General features: G+C 61.5%; 21 protein-coding genes and 3 tRNA genes. 9 read left to right on the top strand and 15 right to left on the bottom strand.

Annotation, left to right across the window (positions count from 1 at the left end; translation table 11 throughout):
• Positions 1 to 31: 31 nt before the first annotated feature.
• The 4 genes from ACFSNN_RS25270 to ACFSNN_RS25255 all read right to left on the bottom strand — a co-directional run bounded on the left by ACFSNN_RS25270 (position 32) and on the right by ACFSNN_RS25255 (position 3,790).
• Positions 32 to 646: a riboflavin synthase gene (locus tag ACFSNN_RS25270; RefSeq protein WP_134458051.1), complete on the bottom strand. Its 615-nt coding sequence runs from the start codon at positions 644 to 646 to the stop codon at positions 32 to 34.
• 15 nt (positions 647 to 661) lie between these two features.
• Positions 662 to 1,813: a bifunctional diaminohydroxyphosphoribosylaminopyrimidine deaminase/5-amino-6-(5-phosphoribosylamino)uracil reductase RibD gene (gene ribD / locus ACFSNN_RS25265; protein ID WP_134458052.1), complete on the bottom strand. Its 1,152-nt coding sequence runs from the start codon at positions 1,811 to 1,813 to the stop codon at positions 662 to 664.
• A gap of 69 nt (positions 1,814 to 1,882) precedes the next feature.
• Complete coding sequence (hemL, locus tag ACFSNN_RS25260; RefSeq protein ID WP_134458053.1) at positions 1,883 to 3,166, bottom strand: glutamate-1-semialdehyde 2,1-aminomutase; 1,284 nt, start codon at positions 3,164 to 3,166, stop codon at positions 1,883 to 1,885.
• 156 nt (positions 3,167 to 3,322) lie between these two features.
• Positions 3,323 to 3,790, bottom strand: coding sequence for a hypothetical protein (locus ACFSNN_RS25255; RefSeq protein WP_134458054.1), 468 nt, complete (start codon positions 3,788 to 3,790; stop codon positions 3,323 to 3,325).
• Between the two features lie 258 nt (positions 3,791 to 4,048).
• Between ACFSNN_RS25255 and ACFSNN_RS25250 the strand changes: the two genes are divergently transcribed.
• The 3 genes from ACFSNN_RS25250 (at position 4,049) to ACFSNN_RS25240 (ending at position 6,200) form a co-directional block, all read left to right on the top strand.
• Positions 4,049 to 5,269, top strand: a complete 1,221-nt coding sequence (locus tag ACFSNN_RS25250) for a Bcr/CflA family multidrug efflux MFS transporter (RefSeq protein WP_134458055.1) — start codon at positions 4,049 to 4,051, stop codon at positions 5,267 to 5,269.
• 119 nt (positions 5,270 to 5,388) lie between these two features.
• Positions 5,389 to 5,619: a hypothetical protein gene (locus tag ACFSNN_RS25245; protein WP_012434062.1), complete on the top strand. Its 231-nt coding sequence runs from the start codon at positions 5,389 to 5,391 to the stop codon at positions 5,617 to 5,619.
• Between the two features lie 176 nt (positions 5,620 to 5,795).
• Positions 5,796 to 6,200, top strand: a complete 405-nt coding sequence (locus ACFSNN_RS25240) for a RidA family protein (RefSeq protein WP_134458056.1) — start codon at positions 5,796 to 5,798, stop codon at positions 6,198 to 6,200.
• 877 nt (positions 6,201 to 7,077) lie between these two features.
• Here the strand turns inward: ACFSNN_RS25240 and ACFSNN_RS25235 are convergent.
• From ACFSNN_RS25235 to rph, 7 genes are all read right to left on the bottom strand, one after another.
• Complete coding sequence (locus ACFSNN_RS25235) at positions 7,078 to 7,521, bottom strand: T6SS effector amidase Tae4 family protein (RefSeq protein WP_244322815.1); 444 nt, start codon at positions 7,519 to 7,521, stop codon at positions 7,078 to 7,080.
• 66 nt (positions 7,522 to 7,587) lie between these two features.
• Positions 7,588 to 8,145, bottom strand: coding sequence for a PAAR domain-containing protein (locus tag ACFSNN_RS25230; RefSeq protein WP_134458057.1), 558 nt, complete (start codon positions 8,143 to 8,145; stop codon positions 7,588 to 7,590).
• A gap of 551 nt (positions 8,146 to 8,696) precedes the next feature.
• Positions 8,697 to 8,915: a hypothetical protein gene (locus ACFSNN_RS25225; RefSeq protein WP_134458058.1), complete on the bottom strand. Its 219-nt coding sequence runs from the start codon at positions 8,913 to 8,915 to the stop codon at positions 8,697 to 8,699.
• 579 nt (positions 8,916 to 9,494) lie between these two features.
• Positions 9,495 to 9,584: transfer RNA gene (locus ACFSNN_RS25220), tRNA-Ser, on the bottom strand.
• Between the two features lie 55 nt (positions 9,585 to 9,639).
• Positions 9,640 to 10,869, bottom strand: a complete 1,230-nt coding sequence (gene hemW / locus ACFSNN_RS25215) for a radical SAM family heme chaperone HemW (RefSeq protein ID WP_134458059.1) — start codon at positions 10,867 to 10,869, stop codon at positions 9,640 to 9,642.
• Positions 10,866 to 11,513, bottom strand: coding sequence for an RdgB/HAM1 family non-canonical purine NTP pyrophosphatase (gene rdgB, locus ACFSNN_RS25210; protein WP_134458060.1), 648 nt, complete (start codon positions 11,511 to 11,513; stop codon positions 10,866 to 10,868). Before rdgB ends, hemW begins: the two co-directional genes overlap by 4 nt.
• Entirely contained in the window at positions 11,506 to 12,246 is a 741-nt protein-coding gene (gene rph / locus ACFSNN_RS25205) for a ribonuclease PH (protein WP_012434054.1), read from the bottom strand. Before rph ends, rdgB begins: the two co-directional genes overlap by 8 nt.
• Positions 12,247 to 12,456: 210 nt before the next feature.
• Between rph and ACFSNN_RS25200 the strand changes: the two genes are divergently transcribed.
• The 5 genes from ACFSNN_RS25200 to ACFSNN_RS25180 all read left to right on the top strand — a co-directional run bounded on the left by ACFSNN_RS25200 (position 12,457) and on the right by ACFSNN_RS25180 (position 17,470).
• On the top strand, positions 12,457 to 13,380 hold the full coding sequence (locus ACFSNN_RS25200; protein ID WP_012434053.1) for a YicC/YloC family endoribonuclease: 924 nt from the start codon (positions 12,457 to 12,459) through the stop codon (positions 13,378 to 13,380).
• Positions 13,381 to 13,398: 18 nt separating this feature from the next.
• Entirely contained in the window at positions 13,399 to 14,079 is a 681-nt protein-coding gene (gene gmk / locus ACFSNN_RS25195) for a guanylate kinase (protein WP_134458061.1), read from the top strand.
• 60 nt (positions 14,080 to 14,139) lie between these two features.
• Positions 14,140 to 14,343 carry a DNA-directed RNA polymerase subunit omega gene (rpoZ, locus tag ACFSNN_RS25190; protein ID WP_006025620.1) on the top strand — a complete coding sequence of 68 codons (204 nt, stop codon included), beginning with the start codon at positions 14,140 to 14,142 and terminating at the stop codon, positions 14,341 to 14,343.
• Between the two features lie 151 nt (positions 14,344 to 14,494).
• On the top strand, positions 14,495 to 16,852 hold the full coding sequence (locus tag ACFSNN_RS25185) for a RelA/SpoT family protein (RefSeq protein ID WP_134458062.1): 2,358 nt from the start codon (positions 14,495 to 14,497) through the stop codon (positions 16,850 to 16,852).
• Positions 16,853 to 16,960: 108 nt separating this feature from the next.
• Positions 16,961 to 17,470: a phage protein NinX family protein gene (locus tag ACFSNN_RS25180; RefSeq protein WP_134458063.1), complete on the top strand. Its 510-nt coding sequence runs from the start codon at positions 16,961 to 16,963 to the stop codon at positions 17,468 to 17,470.
• Between the two features lie 113 nt (positions 17,471 to 17,583).
• On the opposite strand, the gene ACFSNN_RS25175 is transcribed toward ACFSNN_RS25180, so the two are convergent.
• A tRNA-Arg gene (locus ACFSNN_RS25175) sits at positions 17,584 to 17,660 on the bottom strand.
• 79 nt (positions 17,661 to 17,739) lie between these two features.
• Positions 17,740 to 17,816, bottom strand: a tRNA-Arg gene (locus tag ACFSNN_RS25170).
• A gap of 120 nt (positions 17,817 to 17,936) precedes the next feature.
• On the opposite strand from ACFSNN_RS25170, the gene greB reads away from it, so the two are divergent.
• Positions 17,937 to 18,506, top strand: coding sequence for a transcription elongation factor GreB (gene greB, locus ACFSNN_RS25165; protein ID WP_134458064.1), 570 nt, complete (start codon positions 17,937 to 17,939; stop codon positions 18,504 to 18,506).
• 116 nt (positions 18,507 to 18,622) lie between these two features.
• Here the strand turns inward: greB and ACFSNN_RS25160 are convergent, their stop codons facing one another.
• The gene (locus ACFSNN_RS25160) at positions 18,623 to 19,768 is read right to left on the bottom strand and encodes a porin (RefSeq protein WP_134458065.1); all 1,146 of its coding nucleotides are present in this window, start codon (positions 19,766 to 19,768) and stop codon (positions 18,623 to 18,625) included.
• Between the two features lie 530 nt (positions 19,769 to 20,298).
• Positions 20,299 to 20,547 carry a hypothetical protein gene (locus tag ACFSNN_RS25155; protein ID WP_134458066.1) on the bottom strand — a complete coding sequence of 83 codons (249 nt, stop codon included), beginning with the start codon at positions 20,545 to 20,547 and terminating at the stop codon, positions 20,299 to 20,301.
• Positions 20,548 to 20,553: the final 6 nt, after the last annotated feature.

Here is a 20,553-nt window from a genome sequence, read left to right as displayed (position 1 = left end):
CCAGCCCATGCGTAGCCGGGCTTGCGGCCTGTTATTTCGGCGCGTTGAGCATGCGCTCGACGTATCGCGCAATCAGATCGATCTCCAGATTCACCTGCGTGCCTTCACGCAGGCGCTTGAGCGCGGTCACTTCGACCGTGTGCGGAATCAGGTTGATCGAGAATTCGCAGCCATCGTCGCGATCTTTAACCGAGTTGACGGTCAAGCTCACGCCGTTGACAGTGATAGAGCCTTTGAACGCCAGATAGCGGCCGATCTCGCGCGGCGCCAGCACGCGCAGTTCGTGCGATTCGCCGACCGGCGCGAAATGCGTGATCGTGCCGAGGCCGTCCACATGGCCGGAAACGATATGGCCGCCGAGCCGGTCGTGTGCGCGCAGCGCTTTCTCGAGATTGACTTCGCCGGTCTCGCCGAGGCCCGCCGTGCAGTTCAGGCTTTCGCGCGAGACGTCGACCTCGAACGAGTGGGCGGTCTTCGCGACCACGGTCATGCAGGCGCCCTGGATCGTAATGCTGTCGCCGAGCTGCACGTCGTCGAGATCGAGGCCACCGGCTTCGACGTTCAGGCGCACGCCCGCGTCGCCGTCCGTGCCGAGCGGCTTGACTGATTCAATGCGGCCCACGGCCGCGACGATTCCTGTGAACATCGTACTAATCCTCGATCATTTCGAAACGGGTGGGGTCGCGGGCTCGTTGCCGGGTCCGGGTTGGGGCATGAAGCGCGCGAGAATCCGCACATCTTCGCCGATCCGGTCGATCGCATGGAAGTTCAGTTTGACGCGGCCCTCGAGCGTTTCGGGCGCGCTCAGATTGAACATGCTCATCGAATCCATGCCGAGCAGGCTCGGCGCGAGATACACGAGCAATTCGTCGACGCAGCCTTCGCGCAGCAGCGAGCCGTTCAGCTTGTAGCCCGCCTCGACATGCAGTTCGTTGACATTGCGCTGGCCGAGCACTTTGAGCACCGCGGGCAGATCGACCTTGCCGGCCGGGTTCGCCAATTGGACGATCTCCGCGCCGCGATCGCGCAGCGCGGCGGCACGATCGGTATGTCGCCCATCCAGATTGCCGCAGAAGATCAGCGTGGATGCGCCGGCCAGAATCTGTGCATCTGGCGGCACGTCGAGCTGGCTGTCTATCAGTACGCGTTGCGGCTGGCGCGGCGTATCGACAGCCCGCACCGTCATGCGCGGATTGTCCTCCCTGACCGTGCCGATGCCCGTCAAAATCGCCGACGCGCGAGCGCGCCAGGCGTGGCCGTCGGCGCGCGCCGCTTCACCGGTGATCCATTGGCTGTCGCCCGAAGGCAAGCCGGTGCGACCATCCAGCGAGGCCGCCACTTTCATGCGCACCCACGGGCGGCCGCGTGTCATGCGCGAGACGAAGCCGATATTCAGTTCGTGCGCTTCGTGGGCCAGCAGTCCGCAGCGTACTTCGATACCGGCGTCGCGCAACATGGCGAGACCGCGTCCGGATACCTGCGGATTGGGATCTTCCATTGCCGCGACGACGCGCGCGACCTGGGCTTCGATCAAAGCATTCGCGCACGGCGGCGTGCGCCCGAAATGGCTGCATGGCTCCAGCGTCACGTAGGCCGTGGCCCCGCGCAGATCGTGACCGCGCGAGCGCGCGTCCTTCAGCGCGCGGATCTCGGCATGATCCTGACCGGCAGGTTGCGTAAAGCCTTCGCCGATCACCTCGCCGTTCTTGACGAGCACGCAGCCGACCCGCGGATTCGGGTCGGTGGTGTACATGCCGCGCTTGGCCAACGCGAGAGCGCGTTCCATATGGACGAAATCGGTTTGCGAAAACATCGGTGTCCGGTCGGGTACGGTGGCTAGGCTGTAATGGGTTCGGTTTTAGCGGTTGGTTTCTCGCGGGCTTCAGGCCGCGAGCGACGCGAACGCACCGCGCGCGGCGTCGATCGTGGCGTCGACGATTGCGTCGTCGTGAACGATCGAAACGAAGCCCGCTTCATACGCCGACGGCGCGAAGTACACGCCGGCGTCGAGCATCTTGTGGAAGAACGCGTTGAAACGCGGCACGTCGCTCTTCGTGACTTCGGCGAAGCTGGTCGGGATCGAGTCCGTGAAGTAGAGGCCGAACATGCCGCCCAGCGAATCGGCCGCGAACGGCACCTTGGCTTCGCGCGCCACGTTCGCGAGACCCTGCACGAGGCGCGTGGTGCGCGCGGCCAGCGTGTCGTAAAAGCCCGGCGCCTGGATCAGTTGCAGCGTTTTCAGGCCGGCGGCGACCGCGATCGGGTTACCCGAGAGCGTGCCCGCCTGGTAGACGCCGCCGAGCGGCGCGAGATGGGCCATGATGTCGCGCCGGCCGCCGAAAGCCGCTGCCGGCATGCCGCCGCCGATCACCTTGCCGAGGCACGTCAGATCCGGCGTGATGCCGTAGACCTCTTGCGCGCCACCCAGGGCGACGCGAAAGCCGCACATGACTTCGTCGAAAATCAGCACCGAGCCGTGCTCGGTACAGAGGCGCCGCAAGGCTTGCAGGAATTCGGGCGTAGCGCGCACGAGGTTCATGTTGCCGGCCACCGGCTCGACGATCACCGAGGCGATCTCGTTGCCGAACGCCTTGAACGCTTCTTCGAGCTCAGCGACGTTGTTGTACTCGAGCACGGTGGTGTGCCTGGCGATATCCGCCGGCACGCCCGCCGAAGTCGGATTGCCGAAGGTCAGCAGGCCCGAGCCGGCCTTGACCAGCAGACTGTCCGCGTGGCCGTGATAGCAGCCTTCGAACTTGACGATACGGCTGCGGTTCGTGAAGCCGCGCGCAAGGCGCAGCGCGCTCATGGTCGCCTCGGTGCCGCTCGACACCATGCGGACCTGTTCGATGGAGGGGACCAGCTTGCAGATTTCCTCGGCGATTTCCACTTCCGATTCGGTCGGCGCACCGAACGAGAAGCCGTTGCCCAGCACGCGCTGCACGGCTTCGAGAACTTCCGGGTGGACGTGGCCGAGGATCATCGGGCCCCATGAGCCGATGTAGTCGATATAACGCTGACCGTCCGCGTCCCAGAAGTACGGACCTTGCGCACGCTCGATAAAGCGCGGCGTGCCGCCGACCGAGCGGAAGGCCCGCACCGGCGAGTTCACGCCGCCGGGAATGGTGCGTTGCGCGCGTTCAAAAAGGGTTTCGTTTCTGGACATGGCGATGACTGGAATTGGAGTTGCGCAGCAACGCGGGTGGCCTGTCGGCGAGTCGCGCGGCGCTGGGATAGGTGGGGAAATTGTACCGGAGTCAGCGTGAACAGGTTTTCGGGGTGCGCCTGCGCAGCGCGGCGCTTGCCTGGTTTTGTGCGTGGGTCACGTCGGCGTGTCGAACTTCGGCGGCTTGCGCTTGCCGGTCAGTTCCGCCCAGCGCTTTTCCAATGCGCCTTCGGCCATCGGCTTGATCACGGTGCCTGAGCTCTGCGCGTCCCACGTCTGTACCGAGAAAGGATGCGTGCGCAACATCTCGCGCGGAATCACCACGCCTTCGTGTGCATCGACGAGCCAGTCGTACACGAAGTCGATGCACAAACGGTAGCCGCGTTTCGTGGCCGGATCGGGGACCTCGTATGGTGCGCGCGTCACGTAGCCAGAGCCGAAGATACCCTTCGGTTCCTGCGCGACGCGATGCAGGAACACGCGGTCGCCCGGCAGGATGCCGCGGGCAAATCCGCAGCCCCACGCGTCGGCCACCGCGACGCCCGCGGCCACGCGTTTGGCCACGTCGGGCAACTCGGGCCATGGCCATTTCTTGGGGCTCCAGATCAGCAGGAATGCGGTCATCGCGTGGTCGCGTACGGAATGGTCGGGAAGGGCGCCGCGCAAAGATTTGCGCAGCGCCAAAAGCGTTCAGGCGGCAGCTTAACCGATCGGAAACGTGGCTGCCGCGAGTTGTCAACTCCAAACGTGCGTCCTTACGACTTGGTTCAGAGCACGGCTGTTGCGTTAACCGTCGCGTACAATTGAGGCCGTCAAGTTGCTGTTTTCCCCGTTTCACCTGTTCCGCTGCCGATGACGGTGCGGCGCTTCATCTGGACTTCCATGTCTCACGTCACCAGAAGCCGGCCCGATGGCCGGCTGATTCTGTTGCTCGGTGCGCTTGCCGCATGCGGGCCGATTTCCATCGACATGTATCTGCCGAGCCTGCCGACCATCGCGCAGGCGTTCGCCATCGGCACCGGCGCCGCGCAGACGACGCTCACCAGCTTCATGTTCGGCTTTTCGATCGGTATGCTGCTCTATGGTCCGCTGTCGGATACCTATGGCCGCCGGCCCGTATTGCTCGGCGGCATCGTCATGTATGCGCTGGCCAGCGTCGCCTGCGCGATGTCGTTCTCGATCGGCTCGCTCGTGACGTTCCGTTTCGTGCAGGCGCTGGGCGCGGGCGCCGCCTCGGTGCTGGCGCGCGCCATCGCACGCGACGCCCACGGCCCGACCGATGCCGCTCGCGTGCTGTCGATGCTCGCCATCGTCACGTCGATCGGACCGTTGCTCGCGCCGCTCATCGGCGGACAGTTGCTGCTGCTCGGCGGCTGGCGCGTGGTGTTTATCGTGCTGACGCTGTTTGGCACGGTGTGCGCGATCACTGCGTTTCTCAAGGTGCCGGAAACGTGGCCGCGTGAGAAGCGCGCGCATTCGGCGTTGCTGAAGTCGTTCGGCGCGTATGGCAAGTTGCTGCGCGATCCGGTTGCGTGGGGGCATATGCTGTGCGGCGGCATGGCGTTCGCGTCGATGTTCGCGTACATCACCGCGACGCCGTTCGTCTACATCGAATATTTCCATGTGTCGGCGCAGCATTACGGCTTCCTGTTCGCGCTGAATATCGTCGGCATCATGTTTGGCAACTTCATGAATACGCGGCTCGTCGGCCGGCTCGGTTCGCTGCCGATCATTTCTTTTGCCGCGACCGTGAGCTGCATTGCGTCGCTGTTTGTCTGTCTCGTGTCGCTGACCGGCTGGGGTGGTCTGTGGTCGATCGTGTTCGGGCTGTTCTTCGTGGTCGGCGTGGTCGGCCTTCTGTCCGCCAACTGCACGACCGATCTGATGCATCGCTACCCGCAGAATGCCGGCGCCGCGGCCGCTGTGTTCGGCGCCGTGCAGTTGGCGCTCGGCGCGTTGTCGAGCCTTGCCGTCGGACTCTGGCAGGACGGTTCGCCCAAGGGCATGGGCGTGACGGTGGGCGTGGCGGGCTTGCTGTGTTATCTCGGCCGGATTCTGGTTGTCAGGTGGCACGGGACCAAGGTGCCTGTCGCTGCCGTGTGAGGACTGACAAAGCGCAAGCCGCGTGGCGTCTACGGAAAACACCAGGTGTTGCGTGCGCGCGACCGTGGGTTTGAATTTCCGTTGCTATGATGGACCCACTGTTCCTCGGAGCGGCATTCATGGCGATCAGAGATTTGATGAACGGCGAACGGCAACATGCTGCTTTCGCCGAAGCGCAGAAGCTGGCGGACAGCGGCGCCTATCACGATTACACAGACATCGAATACGTCTTGCGCTTTGATTTCGGGTTGTCTGATGTATCAACGCTGCTCGACAGTCAGTTGATGCATCGCGATCTGAACCGCCGTTGCGCGGATGCGCGCGAGAAGCTCGAGTTGCTTGGCGTGTGATGTGTGCGGCACATTTGTAAAAGCGTGTTGATGTGAGGTGCTGTGCTTCGCGCGGGCAGCGCTAGCGTTGCATAGCTGCTCGTGTGATCGCTCATCGCTTTTGCAAAACGGGATGCTGTCGTGCGGATGAATCGCACGCAGTGTCATGTGCCATCGTCACATCTGGAGTGATATTCATGGCTGGTAGCCAGCACGACCCGCATCTGCCGTATATGGACAATCCCGCTACGCTTTCGCAGCCGGGCGGTCATTACAGCCATGTCGCGGTCGCAAATGGTTTCGTGTTCGTCTCGGGACAATTGCCGATCACGGCGCAAGGCGACAAGCTATCCGAGGCCTCGTTCGAGGTTCAGGCCGAACAGGTGTTGACCAACGTGCAAGCCGCGCTCGAAAGCGCCGGCAGCAGCGTTGCGCAACTGGTCCAGGTGCGCGTCTACATTGTCGATGTCGAGCACTGGATGAGCTTCAATCAGATCTACGCGCGTTGGGCCGGTGAAGCACGGCCTGCACGCGCAGTAGTGCCGGTCCCGCAGCTGCATTACGGTTTCAAGATCGAGGTCGAGGCGACCGCGCTGGTTTAGCTTTTGATTACTGAGCGGGTGTCTTGAGTGTGGGCGCGTGCTCGGCAGTGGTGTGGTTTCAACGAACCGCATGAATGCCGTCGATTCCCGCAGACCGGATGAAAGCGAACGAGGTGCATCGTATCGCGCTGCCTGCGCCAGTGGTAGCGCGCAACTACACACGGCTTTAGAAGCTCGTTTCGGGGCTGGGCCAGCGAGCAGGGTTATGCGCGCGATTTGGCCGAGCGGGCGCTCGCGCATGCCGTCGCAAACAAGATTGAGGCGGCCTATCACTGCACTGACCTGTTTGGATCAGCGCCACCCGATGATGGAAGCGTGGGCAAAACATGTCGGTGCATGTTGAGGTTTTACATCCGTGGAAAAGCCCGCGACAGTCAGGCGTTTTTCCTTTTCGGGCGAAAAATTCAGGAAGGCCCCGCTTGCGCGCCGCCGACGCGACTGAACGAGCATGACGGCCTGCTCGACTTCCGGGCAGCGCGCTAGTCGACGGTTAAGTATTCGGACGGTTACACGACATCGCCTATCCACCTTGTCCGGACCGGCGATTTGTCATGGCCTGCCAGACTGCCTGGCGCGATACCTCTTTGTCACTACACCGCCGACGATTGCAAGCAGAAAGCCAAAAATTAAACCACAACGCGAGGCAAATACCAGCGCTCGCGTGCCGCATGCATCTCCGCATTCAAGGGCTTGTGAAGGTAGAGCGATATAAAGCCCCACAAGGCCGCCCCCTATGGCGCCAGCAACAAACAGGAGCGCGAATATGAACGCCGTCCTCACGTGATTTCCCAGAATAGGATCGATTTCGAGTCAGCAAGATTGGAGTAAAGATTTTCTGGGCCGACGCCTAAAACGGATAGCGGATTCCATACCTTGTTTATACCGAATGTGAACCGAAGAGTCGTTTCAGAACTGGGCGTAAGGCGATCTGCGTTCCACAAATCAATGTGATCGCCAGTCGGATTTTTTCTTTCAGATTGCGCCGCCAGTAACTCCCAAAGAAGATAACTCCCGTTTTACCCTTCACGCTATCTTGCCAGCCTGTACCTGTAACCGTTACTGTAAGCGGGCAACCGGCGAAAGGACGACGCTGAAGCCATTCCGCCACTTCCTTGGCCCGAAGCATGTGACTTGGTGCGTGACCGTGAAACCAGCACTTCTCCCCTTTGAACGACTTATTGGTGATCCCCACTTCAGCCAGACATGTGCCGAAGCGAATGGCACACTCATCCTCAAAAGCTGGTTTTCCCGTGGACGGGTCTGTGCACGGATCAGAGTGGGGATATGCTGCCCACAACTCGGCAAAGGTAACAGCGTTCAACTGCACTTCCTTAAGGGAGTTAGGCGTCGAGTTGGTTCTGACTATTGTCCTCTTGTTGGGCATTATTCAGACTTCCTGTTTTGCAAGGGCTGCATCGCCCCAATGAACGGTGTAATCGTCGGCGGCGTCACAGTGGACGCGCGGCAGGTGACCGCCTTGATCCGATCGCCCTGAGAAAGTCCGCCCGTCCGCTGTTTCGATGAAATACGGATAACCTTCGGATGCTCCGCGCCCAGTCGCTCTGATCTGCTCGTCGTATGCGTCAATTGCGACTGACGCGACACCGCCGCTGACGGTGCGGCTCGACGCCACCTCACCCAATGATTCGGCCATGTCGTCACACCACGACTCGCCGGAAAGTGTGGCGAGAATATGCGACGGAGACGGGCATTTGCAAAGGACGATATCGCGGTCAGCGGCGGTTTCACCCATGAAGTCAATACGCCGGGGGCCGCCGGCCTTCGCAATCGTGCCGGCGCTCTTGCAGGCTTCGCAGTAAGCCGTTCCTCCGATGAGGGCGACCTGGCGACCCGCATCACCCATAGTAAAGACCGGACCCGCATAGGGCAGTATCTCGCCACCGCGTTCCAGCCTGTCACCGACTACGGCGATTCGACGCATCATGATTTCGTTTCCTGTTCCATGTGGTACTAGATGCGCGCCATATCATCGCGGCGAGCGCTTTATCGCCCCAATACACCGTGTAGTCGTCGCTACTCTCGCGGGCATCAATGCGCGGTAGCTGTTGATCCGCATCAAGGCGTCACGCGTGCATCTGGCCGTCTGGTGTCTCGGTCAGATACGGATAGCCGTCGAGCCTCACGCACGCGGCGGCGCGGCCCTGTTCGTCATATATCGCTTCGTTTTTCTGCTGATCCGGCATTTTCAAGTCTCCTGTCCTGATTAAGTCACTCCGCCGCATCGCGCGGAAACCGACCCGCTGACACGGCAAGGCATTACCTCGCATGACTGGCCGACAGCCACATCGGACAACTCTGAAAACAGGTCATGGGCTGCTGTTTGTTGACGTGGCACAGTGCTTTGCCCGCTCGCGCCTCAATGGAATATTCATCGGGTATGAATTCAGGGATGCGTAGCATCCTTGTTATGCTGTCAACAAAAAAAGCCGACCATAACGGTCGGCTTCAGGTCACTGCGGCGTTGCGAATGTGCGGCTACCTATCGCGAGCTAATACTGCGCGCACGCCGCCAAGGCCATCCTCGAACAGGTCAAAGATCGACGCCTGTCCCTGCAATGGCAGACCGGCAAACTCCTCGGCCACATCCTTAAGACTCAGCAGCCCTGCAAGGGCGCGTAACTGGTCGATGCGGATTACGGTCATATCCAGCGCGGCGGTGTTGTGACCGCAATCGGTATATAGGGAAACAGTCACGCCGCGCCTCCGTTTCTCTCAAGCGCTTCACCATAGGTAAGCACGGCGACATGCTCGCGCTTCTGACCTTCTGGAGGTCTGACGGCGCTTCGGGCGATCGTCGGCTCGCACGGACGAGACGTTCCTGTGCGGCCAGCCTGACGGCGCGCAAGGCATCAACTGTTTTTATAGAAATGGGGAATGGCGTTTGCTCAAGACCCGGCAGGTCGGGATGCCGCAAGACGGCCCGAGCGAGTTCTTTCACCTCTCCCACCGGTACAGCCGTCCACAATTCCTGTTTCACGTATTCAGGAGCGACGCCACTCCATAGCGCTGCTGCCTCGCCTATCGGATATACCGAATAACACGCGCAAACTGCCGAACAGGAATCATCTTCCTCCGGCTTGCTCAATGCGACCTCCCTTAAGGCAGCAGATACAGCCGGATTCCAGCGAACCGCTGCGGTAGTTAGGCCGGGGCTGCTAAAAGCCGCAACGCTTGACGGAACATGGGTTTGTGCTGTGTGATGGGCAATTAATGGGCCGAGAAAAACAAAAACCCCGTAAATCTTTGAATTTACGGGGCTTCAGCATTTTGTCCTGGCGGAGGCGGTGAGATTCGAACTCACGGAAAGATTGCTCCTTCGCCGGTTTTCAAGACCGGTGCCTTAAACCACTCGGCCACACCTCCAAGCCCTAAATTGTAACCTGAAAAAACGTCGCTGCGGCGCCCGGTCGATCCACAATCACTGCGGATCTTTCAGAAACAGCTCCTGCAAATCATTCAGGAACGCCTGGCCGAGCGGCGTAGGCGCGATCTTTTCGTGGTCGCGCGTGATCAGCTTGCGCCGCTCGGCTTCCTGCAAGGCCGGCTCGATCGATGTCATCGACATGCCCGTGCGCTCGATGAACCGATGCACCGGAAACCCTTCCACCAGCCGCAGCGCGTTCAGCATGAACTCGAACGGAAGATCGCGCGTTCCGACTTCGTGCTCTTCCTGCACTGCCGTGCCGGCCAACGCCCGCTCGATGAACGTGGTGGGATGCTTGTAGCGCGCCTGGCGCAGCACGCGATTCGGAAACGACAGCTTCGTATGCGCGCCCGCGCCGATGCCGAGATAGTCGCCGAAACGCCAGTAGTTCAGGTTGTGCTTGCTCTGCCGATGCGGCCGCGCATACGCCGACACCTCATAACGCTCGTAGCCCGCGGCGGAAGTGCGCTCGTGAATCCAGTCCTGCATGTCGGCGGATGCATCGTCGTCGGGCAGGGCGGGCGGGAACTTCGCGAACAACGTGTTCGGTTCGAGCGTCAGGTGGTACAGCGACAAATGCGGCGGCGCGAATGACAACGCCGTCTCGACATCGGCGTGGCATTCGGCGAGCGTCTGCCCCGGCAGCGCGAACATCAGATCGAGATTGAAGTTGTCGAAGGTAGTCGCGGCGACTTCGACTGCATGGCGCGCCTGCGCCGAGTCGTGGATGCGGCCGAGCGCCTTCAGATGCGCTTCATTGAAACTCTGGATGCCGACGGAGAGCCGGTTCACGCCGCTCGCGCGAAACTGCGCGAACTTGGCGGCTTCGAACGTGCCGGGATTGGCTTCGAGTGTGATTTCCGCGTCGGCGTCGAGCGGCAGCAGCGCGCGCACGTCCGACAGCATGCGGTCGAGCCCTGCCGCCGAAAGCAGACTCGGCGTGCCGCCGCCGATGAACACTGTGTGCACCTGCCGCCCCCACACCAGCGGCAGCGCCATCTCGAGATCGGCGCGCAAGGCGTCGAGGTACTCGTTCTCCGGGAACGTGTCGCCTTTCCATTCGTGCGAGTTGAAATCGCAATACGGACACTTGCGTACGCACCACGGAAAATGCACGTACAACGCCAACGGCGGCAGCGATGTCAGCCGGATACTGCCCGGCGACGTGAAGGCTTTGATGACGCCGTTGCCGATATCGGCGGGCGCCGGTTTGATCGGAATCACGCTTCCTCCGTCAGACGCGCGAGCAGCTGCCGCAACGCAATCGCGCGGTGGCTGCTGGCGTTCTTCACCGCCGGTTCGAGTTCGGCCGCGCTCGCGTTCAGTGACGGCAGGAAGAAGTACGGGTCGTAGCCGAATCCATTCGCGCCGCGCGGCGCGTCCAGCATTTCGCCATGCCAGCGGCCTTCGGCGATGAGCGGCTCGGGATCGTCCGCGTGACGCACCAGGGCCAGCACGCAGAAGTAATATGCGCGCCGATCGGTCTCGCCTTCCAACGCCGAGACGAGGCGGGCGTTATTCGCTGCGTCGCTCTTCTCGCCGCCGGCAAGCTGCGCGTAGCGCGCCGAATAGACGCCCGGTGCGCCGCGCAACGCGCGCACGCAAAGGCCCGAATCGTCGGCGAGCGCGGGCAGGCCGGTCAGCTTCGACGCGTGACGCGCCTTGGTCAGCGCGTTTTCGACGAAGGTCGGATGCGGCTCTGCGGCTTCCGGCACGTTCAATTCGCCTTGCGGGATCAGTTCAATGCCGGCCGCGCCGAGCAACGCCGCGAACTCGCGCAGCTTGCCCGCGTTGTTCGACGCCAGCACGACTTTTTTCAACGGCGCACCTGAATCGGCTGAGCCATTGCGTTGAAAAACCTCACTCACTCTTTTGCTCCAACGCCGCCTTCTGCTTCGCGATCAGCGTATTGATGCCGTCGCTCGCCAGATCCAGCAGCGCGTTCATTTCGTCGCGGGAAAATGCCACGCCTTCAGCGGTGCCCTGAATTTCGACAAAGCCTCCCGCGCCCGTCATTACGACGTTCATGTCGGTGTCGCATTGCGAGTCTTCGTCGTAGTCGAGGTCGAGCACCGGCAGGCCGTCGTACACGCCCACCGAAATCGCCGCGACGTAATCCGTGATCGGCGAGCTTTCGATGCGGCCCGTGGCCAGCAGTTTCGCCACCGCGTCGTGCGCCGCCACGAACGCGCCGGTGATGCTGGCCGTGCGCGTGCCGCCGTCGGCCTGGATCACGTCGCAATCGATATGCAGCGTGCGCGCGCCGAGCTTCTCCAGATCGAACACCGAGCGCAGCGCGCGGCCGATCAGCCGCTGGATTTCCTGGGTGCGGCCGGTCTGTTTGCCGCGTGCGGCTTCGCGGTCGCTGCGGGTATGCGTGGCACGCGGCAACATGCCGTATTCGGCGGTGAGCCAGCCTTGCCCGCGGTCGCGCAGAAACGACGGCACGCTCTCGGCAATGCTCGCCGTGCAGATCACTTTCGTATCGCCGAATTCGACCAGCACCGAGCCCTCCGCGTGCTTCGTGTAATGGCGCGTGATGCGCACGTCGCGCAGCTGATTGGCCTGGCGGCCGCTGGGGCGTTGGGTGTCGTTGGTCATGTTGGGATCGGTCAGGAAGAAAAGCAGGAGGGAAAGCGCGATTTTACAGCCGATCGGGCGGGGCGGCTGCCCGCGTGTGCCGGGGCTCTCCACGGGGACCTATCGCCAAAAATGGGATAATGCCGTTTCCCCGCCCCGCGTCTCGTACACGCCGGGCGATTCGACTCTCCGGCCATCGTCGAACGCATGGCCACAATCGCGAGAAATACGATGATCTACAGCATGACTGGCTATGCGAGCGCCACGCGCGAACTCGTCGCGGCCTCGGGCACAGGCGGCGTGAGCGTATCGGTCGAACTGCGCACCGTGAACTCGCGCTTTCTCGATCTGAACTTCCGCATGCCGGAAGACGTGCGCGTGTGCGAACCCACGCTGCGCGAAATGCTGATGAACAAGCTGTCGCGCGGCAAGGTCGATATCCGTATCAACCTGCAACGCAGCGAACAGTCCGCCAACGCGGGTTCGATCAATCATGACGCGCTTACGCAACTCGCGGTGCTCGAGCGCACGGTGCTCTCGACCTTTCCGGAAGCGGAGCGGCTGCGCACCGGCGAGATTCTGCGCTGGCCGGGCATTCTGGCGGAAAGCGGCGTGGCGCCCGAAGTGCTGCGCGACGCCGTGCTCGCGTGCGGCAAGCAGGCCATCACCGACCTGATCGACGTGCGCGCCCGCGAAGGCGCGCAACTGGCGACCATGCTGCTCGCCAACGTCACGGAAATGGAAGCGATCGTCACGAAGATCACGCCGCTCGTGCCGGAACTGATCGCCAAACATCAGCAGAAGATTGTCGAGCGCTTGCAGGAAGCGCTCGGCATTGCCGCGCCGGATACCGCCGCGACGATCGTCTCGCGCGAGGAAATCAACGAGCGGATTCGTCAGGAAGTGACGATGTACGGCATCCGTATCGACATCGCCGAAGAACTGTCGCGCCTCACGGCTCACCTGAACGAAACGCGTCACGTGATTCAGAAGGGCGGCAAGGTCGGCAAGCGTCTCGACTTCATGATGCAAGAGCTGAACCGCGAAGCGAACACGCTCGGTTCGAAGGCTGCCGCGAAGGAATTGGCGGATTCGTCGATGACCCTGAAGCTGCTCATCGAACAGATGCGCGAGCAAGTACAGAATCTGGAATAAGGCTGGAGCACCACCGACATGACCGACCATCACCACCCGCGCGAAACGCCGCGCAACCCGTACGCCGGTGCTTATCCCGGCAACCTGTTCATGGTCGTCGCGCCATCCGGCGCGGGCAAGTCGACGCTCGTGAACGCGCTGCTCGCCGGCGACGACGCGATCCGTCTGTCGATCTCGTACACGACGCGCCCGCCGCGTCCGAAGGAGCAGGACGGCGAGCACTATCACTTCACCACCGTCGACGATTTCATGAAGCGTCACGATGCCGGCGAGTTTCTCGAAAGCGCGGAAGTGCACGGCAACTACTACGGCACTTCGCGCGTGTGGATCGAAGACCAGATGAAGAACGGCCATGACGTGCTGCTCGAAATCGACTGGCAGGGCGCGCAGCAGGTGAAAAAGCAGTTTCATAACGCGGTCGAAATCTTCATCTTGCCGCCGTCGCTGGAAGCTCTGGAAGAGCGGCTGAGAAAGCGCGGTCAGGACGAGCCGAACGTGATCACGCGCCGTCTGCTGGCGGCCGGCAGCGAGATGGCGCACGCCGCGGAAGCGGAGTACGTGGTGATCAACGAGAAGTTCGAGCGCGCGCTCAGCGAACTGCAATGTCTGGTGGCCGCGACGCGTTCGCGCTTCGCCTCGCAATACGCGCGCCACACGCAGCTTTTCGTGCAGCTCGGCATTCACTTGCCACATGCGTGAGCGCGGCGGTCAGCCGAGCACATAAGGTAGAATAAGCAACATACTGAGAAGGAACCCAACATGGCCCGCATTACCGTCGAAGACTGCCTCAAACAGATCCCGAATCGTTTCGAACTCGCGCTTGCCGCAACCTACCGCGCGCGTCAGCTCGCGCAAGGTCACACGCCGAAGATCGAAAGCCGCGACAAGCCCACCGTCGTCGCACTGCGCGAAATCGCAGCCGGCCAGGTCGGCGTCGAAATGCTGAAGAAGGTGCCGGTTTAAGGCGCACTGTTCTGTTTTCGATTGCGCTTTTGCCGCACGCGTTTGCTTCACCGCTTTTTGCTTCACTGCTTTTTTTGCTTCACCGTTCCACCGCAAGTAATTGCATCAACGTGCAGACCGGCGTCCAACCCTAACCGCTACGGAGGCGACCATGAGTGCTACCCCGCCCACCGCCACGGAAGTGGAACACGACGCCGACTCGCCCTCGTCTGCACGGAAATACATCGACGCGGTCCTCGAACAGTCGTTTCGCCACCTGTTCGGGCCGACCGCCACGCCGGAGCAACCGCGCCGGCATGATGTCGTCTCCATCGCCAAACTGACGTCCGCCTTGTCCGGCTATCTGCAGCCGGAAGAGATCAAGGACATCAAGTCGGCCTTCCATTTCAGCGACGAAGCCCACCTCGGCCAGTACCGCCAGAGCGGCGAGCCGTACATCACGCATCCGGTTGCCGTCGCGGAAATCTGCGCCGGCTGGAATCTCGACGCCCAGGCGCTCATGGCGGCGCTGCTGCACGACGTGATGGAAGATCAGGGCGTGACCAAGGCCGAGCTCGCCGAGCGTTTCGGCGCGAAGGTCGCCGAGCTGGTCGACGGCTTGTCGAAGTTGGACAAGATGGAGTTTCGTAATCGCGAAGAAGCGCAGGCGGAAAACTTCCGCAAGATGCTGCTCGCGATGGCGCGCGACGTCCGCGTGATTCTGGTCAAGCTCGCCGACCGGCTGCACAACATGCGCACGCTGGGCGCGGTGCCGCCCGAAAAGCGCCGTCGCGTGGCGCGTGAAACGCTGGATATTTATGCGCCGATCGCTCACCGGCTCGGCCTGAACAATACGTATCGCGAACTGCAGGACCTGAGCTTCGCGAACTTCAATCCGCACCGGTACGCCACGCTCGAAAAAGCCGTCAAGGCGGCGCGCGGCAACCGGCGCGAAGTGGTCGGCAAGATTCTCGAATCGGTGCAGCGCGCCATTGCCGACGCGAAGCTCGACGCCGAGGTCACCGGCCGCGAGAAAACCATCTTCAGTATTTACAAGAAGATGCGCGACAAGCAGCTGTCGTTCTCGCAAGTGCTCGATGTGTACGGCTTCCGTGTCGTGGTCGAGAGCGCGCTGGAGTGCTACACCTGCATCGGCGCGCTGCATGCGCTGTACAAACCCGTGCCGGGCAAGTTCAAGGATTACATCGCGATCCCGAAGGTGAACGGCTATCAGTCGCTGCACACCACGCTGGTCGGCCCGTTCGGGGCGCCGATCGAGTTCCAGGTGCGCACGCGCAAGATGCACGAGATCGCCGAGGCGGGCGTGGCCGCGCATTGGCTGTACAAGAACGGCGGCGCGGACCTGAACGACGTGCAGAAGCGCGCGCACCAGTGGCTGAAATCGCTGCTCGACATTCAGAGCGAAGCGGGCGATTCGAGCGAATTCCTCGAACACGTCAAGATCGATCTGTTCCCCGACGCGGTCTACGTGTTTACGCCGAAGTCGAAGATCATGGCGCTGCCGCGCGGCGCCACGGCACTCGACTTCGCCTATTCGATTCACAGCGACCTGGGCAACCAGTGCGTCGCGGTGAAGATCAACAATGAACTGCTGCCGCTGCGCACCGAGTTGAAGAGCGGCGATATCGTCGAAGTCATCACGGCGCCGTATTCGAAGCCGAATCCGGCGTGGCTTGGGTTCGTGCGCACCGGCAAGGCGCGCTCGGCGATCCGCCATTACCTGAAGACAATGCGTCTGAACGAGTCCGTGCAGCTCGGCGAGCGCCTCGTCGATCAGGCGTTGAAGGGCTACGGGTTCGCGCTGTCCGACGTGACGCCGGAAGCGTGGGAAAAGCTCGTTCAGTGGACGGGCAACAAGAACCGTCAGGAAATTTTCGCGGACATCGGTTTGGGCCGGCGTGTCGCGGCGGTCATGGCCAAACGCATCGAAGTGCTGATGAGCGGCCGCGACGCCGACGACGACGGCTCGCGCTCGCACTCCGATCTGCCGCATGCGCCGCCGGTGGTTATCACCGGGACCGAGGGCATGTCGGTGCAGCTGTCCGCGTGCTGCCGTCCGATTCCGGGCGACGACATCATGGGCTATATCGGCATCGGCCTCGGTATGGCGATCCACACTACCGATTGCCGCGTCGCGCAACGAATCCACCGTCGCGATCCGGGCCGCTGGATCGACGTCGCCTGGGCGCCGCAGCCGGGGCGTCTGTTCGATGTCGCCGTGAAGGTGCTGGTCAAGAACACCAAGGGCGTGTTTGCTCGCGTGGCGGCGGATATCACCTCGGCGGATGCCAACATCGTCCACATTGCAATGGACGAAGACCTGTCGCAGGAATCCACGGTGTTGCGCTTCGTGATCCAGGTCAGCGACCGCGTCCATCTGGCCAACGTCATGCGTCGGGTGCGCACTAACCCGGACGTCATGCGCATCGCGCGTGAGCGGCCGAGCGAGGAAGGCCATCACCGTCACGACGGCGGGATGCGCATCGACCGTGAGCGTGCGGATTACTGATCGTCTCAGGACGCCTCGGGCTGGCCTCGGGGCGTTTTCATCCGCATCATTCAAATCTGAACGCGGCGGCTACGGGCGAGTCTCACCTGAATCTCAGGGAGAACACTCGTGAACGTATCCGACCTCAACGGCCTGGCACTCGATTACTGGGTTGCCCGCAGCCTGCACGACTTCGTGCGCGAAATCTACTTTACCGATAGCGGCGAAACCGTTGCAGTTCGCGGCAATGACCGCGGACGTCTCTGGGACGGCCGTTTTACGCCATCCACCTCGTGGGAAGCTGCGGCGGCAGTGCTGGAGCGCGCGCAGCGACTCGAGGTGCGCGAGCGGAGCTACCAGGGCGCGGCGCACTGCATCGCGGAATTCGAAGGCGGACACCGAACCGTGGAAGGGCAGGGCGACTCGTTGCGGATTGCCTTGCTGAGAGCATTCGTCGAGAGCCGTTACGGCGAAACCGTGGCGGACGTGCTGCATGAAGCGCAGGCGCTGACCGGCGATCGGGCGCAACCCATTGGCGAGCGGGAAATCGGCGGCGAGCAGGCGGCAACAGCAGCGTCTTTCGGCGATGTGCCGAACCCGGATGGGCAGATCGGAGATATTCAGTCGGCGCCGCGATAGCGGTTCGTGTCGGGCGAGCACCGACCTCGATGGCAGGGTGTTGCGTCATACGCTGAGACGCAAACCGACGAACAAAAAACAAAGGGCCTTCCGATCGGAAGGCCCTCTATAGGTGGTGCGGCTGGCAGGATTCGAACCCACGACCCCTTGGTTCGTAGCCAAGTACTCTATCCAACTGAGCTACAGCCGCACGCTAAACGGGTGATGCTTACTGCACTGAAACTGGGGTAAAACGTAAGGGCCTTCCCGGAGGAAGGCCCTCGAATAAGTGGTGCGGCTGGCAGGATTCGAACCCACGACCCCTTGGTTCGTAGCCAAGTACTCTATCCAACTGAGCTACAGCCGCACGCAGAAACGAGATTATAGCAAAGGTTTCGAAAAAGGGAAGCATGTAACTGCGATTTGTCTCATAGTCGTGATCGTGTACCCTTGATAGGCAGTCGCTTGCTGCAGTTACCGGACCATCATGAACAAGGCCTTTGTCAAAGAGTCGAGCGAAGAGAATGACGACGATCTCGACGTCGCCCAGCCGGACGTTCCCGCTGGCACGAAAAACTACATCACGCCCGCCGGCTATCGGCGCATGCGCGACGAACTGCTGCATCTGATCGACGTGGACCGGCCGGAAGTGGTCAAACTAGTGTCGTGGGCGGCCTCGAACGGCGATCGCTCCGAGAATGGCGATTACATCTATGGCAAGCGCCGGTTGCGCGAAATCGATCGGCGCATCCGTTTTCTGACCAAACGCCTGGACCTCGCGGAAGTGGTCGACAGCAGCAAGCAGGAGAATGTCGACCAGGTTTTCTTCGGTGCAACCGTCGAGTATGCAGCGGAGGACGGCGAGGCGCATATTGTGACGATTGTCGGCATCGATGAGGTCGATCTCGATATCGGCTACGTCAGCTGGATCTCGCCGATTGCGCGCGCGCTGCTCAAGGCGAAAGTCGGCGATACCGTCACGTTGTACACGCCTGCCGGCCCGCAGCCGATCGACATACTCGACGTCAAATATCCGCCGCCGGATACGGGCGGTTGAATCACCTCGCTGAAGGCTGCTCCGTCCGCTTCCTGCCATTCAACCCGGCTGCTGACGAGGCATAAAAAAAGGCGCCGCGAACGGCGCCTTCGAGCTCACGGGTGTTACCCGCAGCTTTAGAAGCGGTGACGCAGACCTGCGGTCACAGCGACTTGCTTGTTGTTGCCCGAAGCGGCCAGACCGTTGATGTCGGCATCCACGACAGCGTTTTCGTTGACTTGCTGATATTCGCCTTGCAGATATACGTCGGTACGCTTGGACAGCGCGTACGCGGTTTGCAGGTTGAACTGATTCCAGTGCGGACGGGTGCCAGCCAGGCTAGCGCGGGTGTACGTGTACGAACCGGCAATGCTGACGGCCGGCGTCAGTGCATAACGGGCGTTCGCTTCGAAGTTCTGGAAATGAGCGCTGTTGTTGCCGAAGGCGATGCCGTTGCTTTGACCCGATGCGCCGGCGCCGATACCGGCCAGGCTCGACAGGTTCGTCTGCGAATACACGAGGCCGACCGTTGCCGGGCCGAACGCGTAGTTGGCACCCGCGCCCCACGTTTGCTGGCGGCCGGCGAAGAACGTGTTGTCGCTCGACACCGCGCCGCCCGAATTGAACGCCGCCGCCGCGCCAGTCGCGCCGTTACTGTTCAATTGCAGGTAAGCGGCAGCGACGTTCAGGCCGCCCCAGTTGTACGACGCGCCCGCGCTATAAGCACGGTTGTTCGCGAAGCCGTCCGCCTGGTTCGAGAAGCCATACAACGCGCCGAATTTGAAGCCGCCGTAGTTGGCGCTCTGGTACTTGACCGAGTTGTTGACACGGAACGAGTTGTTCAGGTTGTCGTTGTCGAACGGGTGGGCGAACTGCGTGCCGCCGTATTGCGTGCCGGTCAGGGCCAGCGGGCCGACGTAGTCGACCATGCTGTCGTATTGACGGCCCAGGGTGACGGCGCCGAACTGGTCGCTCGTCAAACCCACGAACGCTTGACGGCCGAATTCGCGGCCGCCTTGCTTGAGCGTGCCATCATTGATACCGAAACCGTTTTCTAACGTAAAGATGGCCTTGAGACCGCCGCCCAGATCTTCCGACCCACGCAGGCCCCACCGGCTGCCGTTCACTGAACCGCTGGTTTCCTGCCAGTTGCTGTGGCCATGCTGGTTGTTCGTATAAGTAATGCCGGCGTCGATCAAACCGTACAGCGTGACGCTGCTTTGTGCATGCGCAGCGGTTGCGCAAACGCCCGTGAGGGCCGCGACCATGAGTGTCTTTTTCATCTTGTAACTCCGAGAGCGAGAGTGGGCATTGAACCCAGGCTTAAGGAGACCTTCACGCGGGCGCTGCGAGAGGCGTAATCCGAGTGAGATGCGCGCTGAACAAAATCGCGCTGGTTTCCGGTTAGGCAGAGTGTAGAGAGACACTTCGTGTAATAGACGTTCCGATTTCCGCAATAAAGTATTACGCGTTGAGAAATGATACGTGAACACCGTTGAAGCCTTATCAATAAAGGCTTTCAGCGATTTTCAGAAGTTATGGGCGAGATGCGGGAAGCGTTGCGTTGCTGATTCGCGACACGAATCGATGCAAAAAAACAACGTAATAAAACGTAAAATGAGATTGTTGTTATTGCCGCAACAGATGATTGTTGTTTATGCGAATAATCGAATTGGAACCGAACCGCTATACTGAAGTTTCTGCTTTCCGAAGCAGGCTTTTTCGTTGACGAAAAAGATCTCCAAACCTTTGTCGGCGCGACTTTTCCAGTCGCGCTTTTTTTTCGCCTGCGCTGCGCCGATTGACGACGCGCTCAGTGGGCGGGCGCCGCGCCGTCCACTTCGTTCCAGTCGTCCGCTATTGAGACGCTCCAGTCTTCCATCACATAGCGACGCGCGTCCATGGGGGACGACAGCAGGTTTTGCCAATGATCGCCGTGCCACATGGGATCGATTTCGAAGATCGACGGCGTGTCCGCGATTGGGGCAGATTCTTCTGAAGCTGTCTTTGCGTGCGAGTGGATCAGCCACGTAAAGAGGCTGCGGATTTGATTGAACAACATGGCAAT

The organism is Paraburkholderia dipogonis, assembly GCF_042680985.1.
Lineage (GTDB): Bacteria > Pseudomonadota > Gammaproteobacteria > Burkholderiales > Burkholderiaceae > Paraburkholderia > Paraburkholderia phytofirmans.
This window is presented reverse-complemented; position numbering and strand designations above follow the sequence as displayed.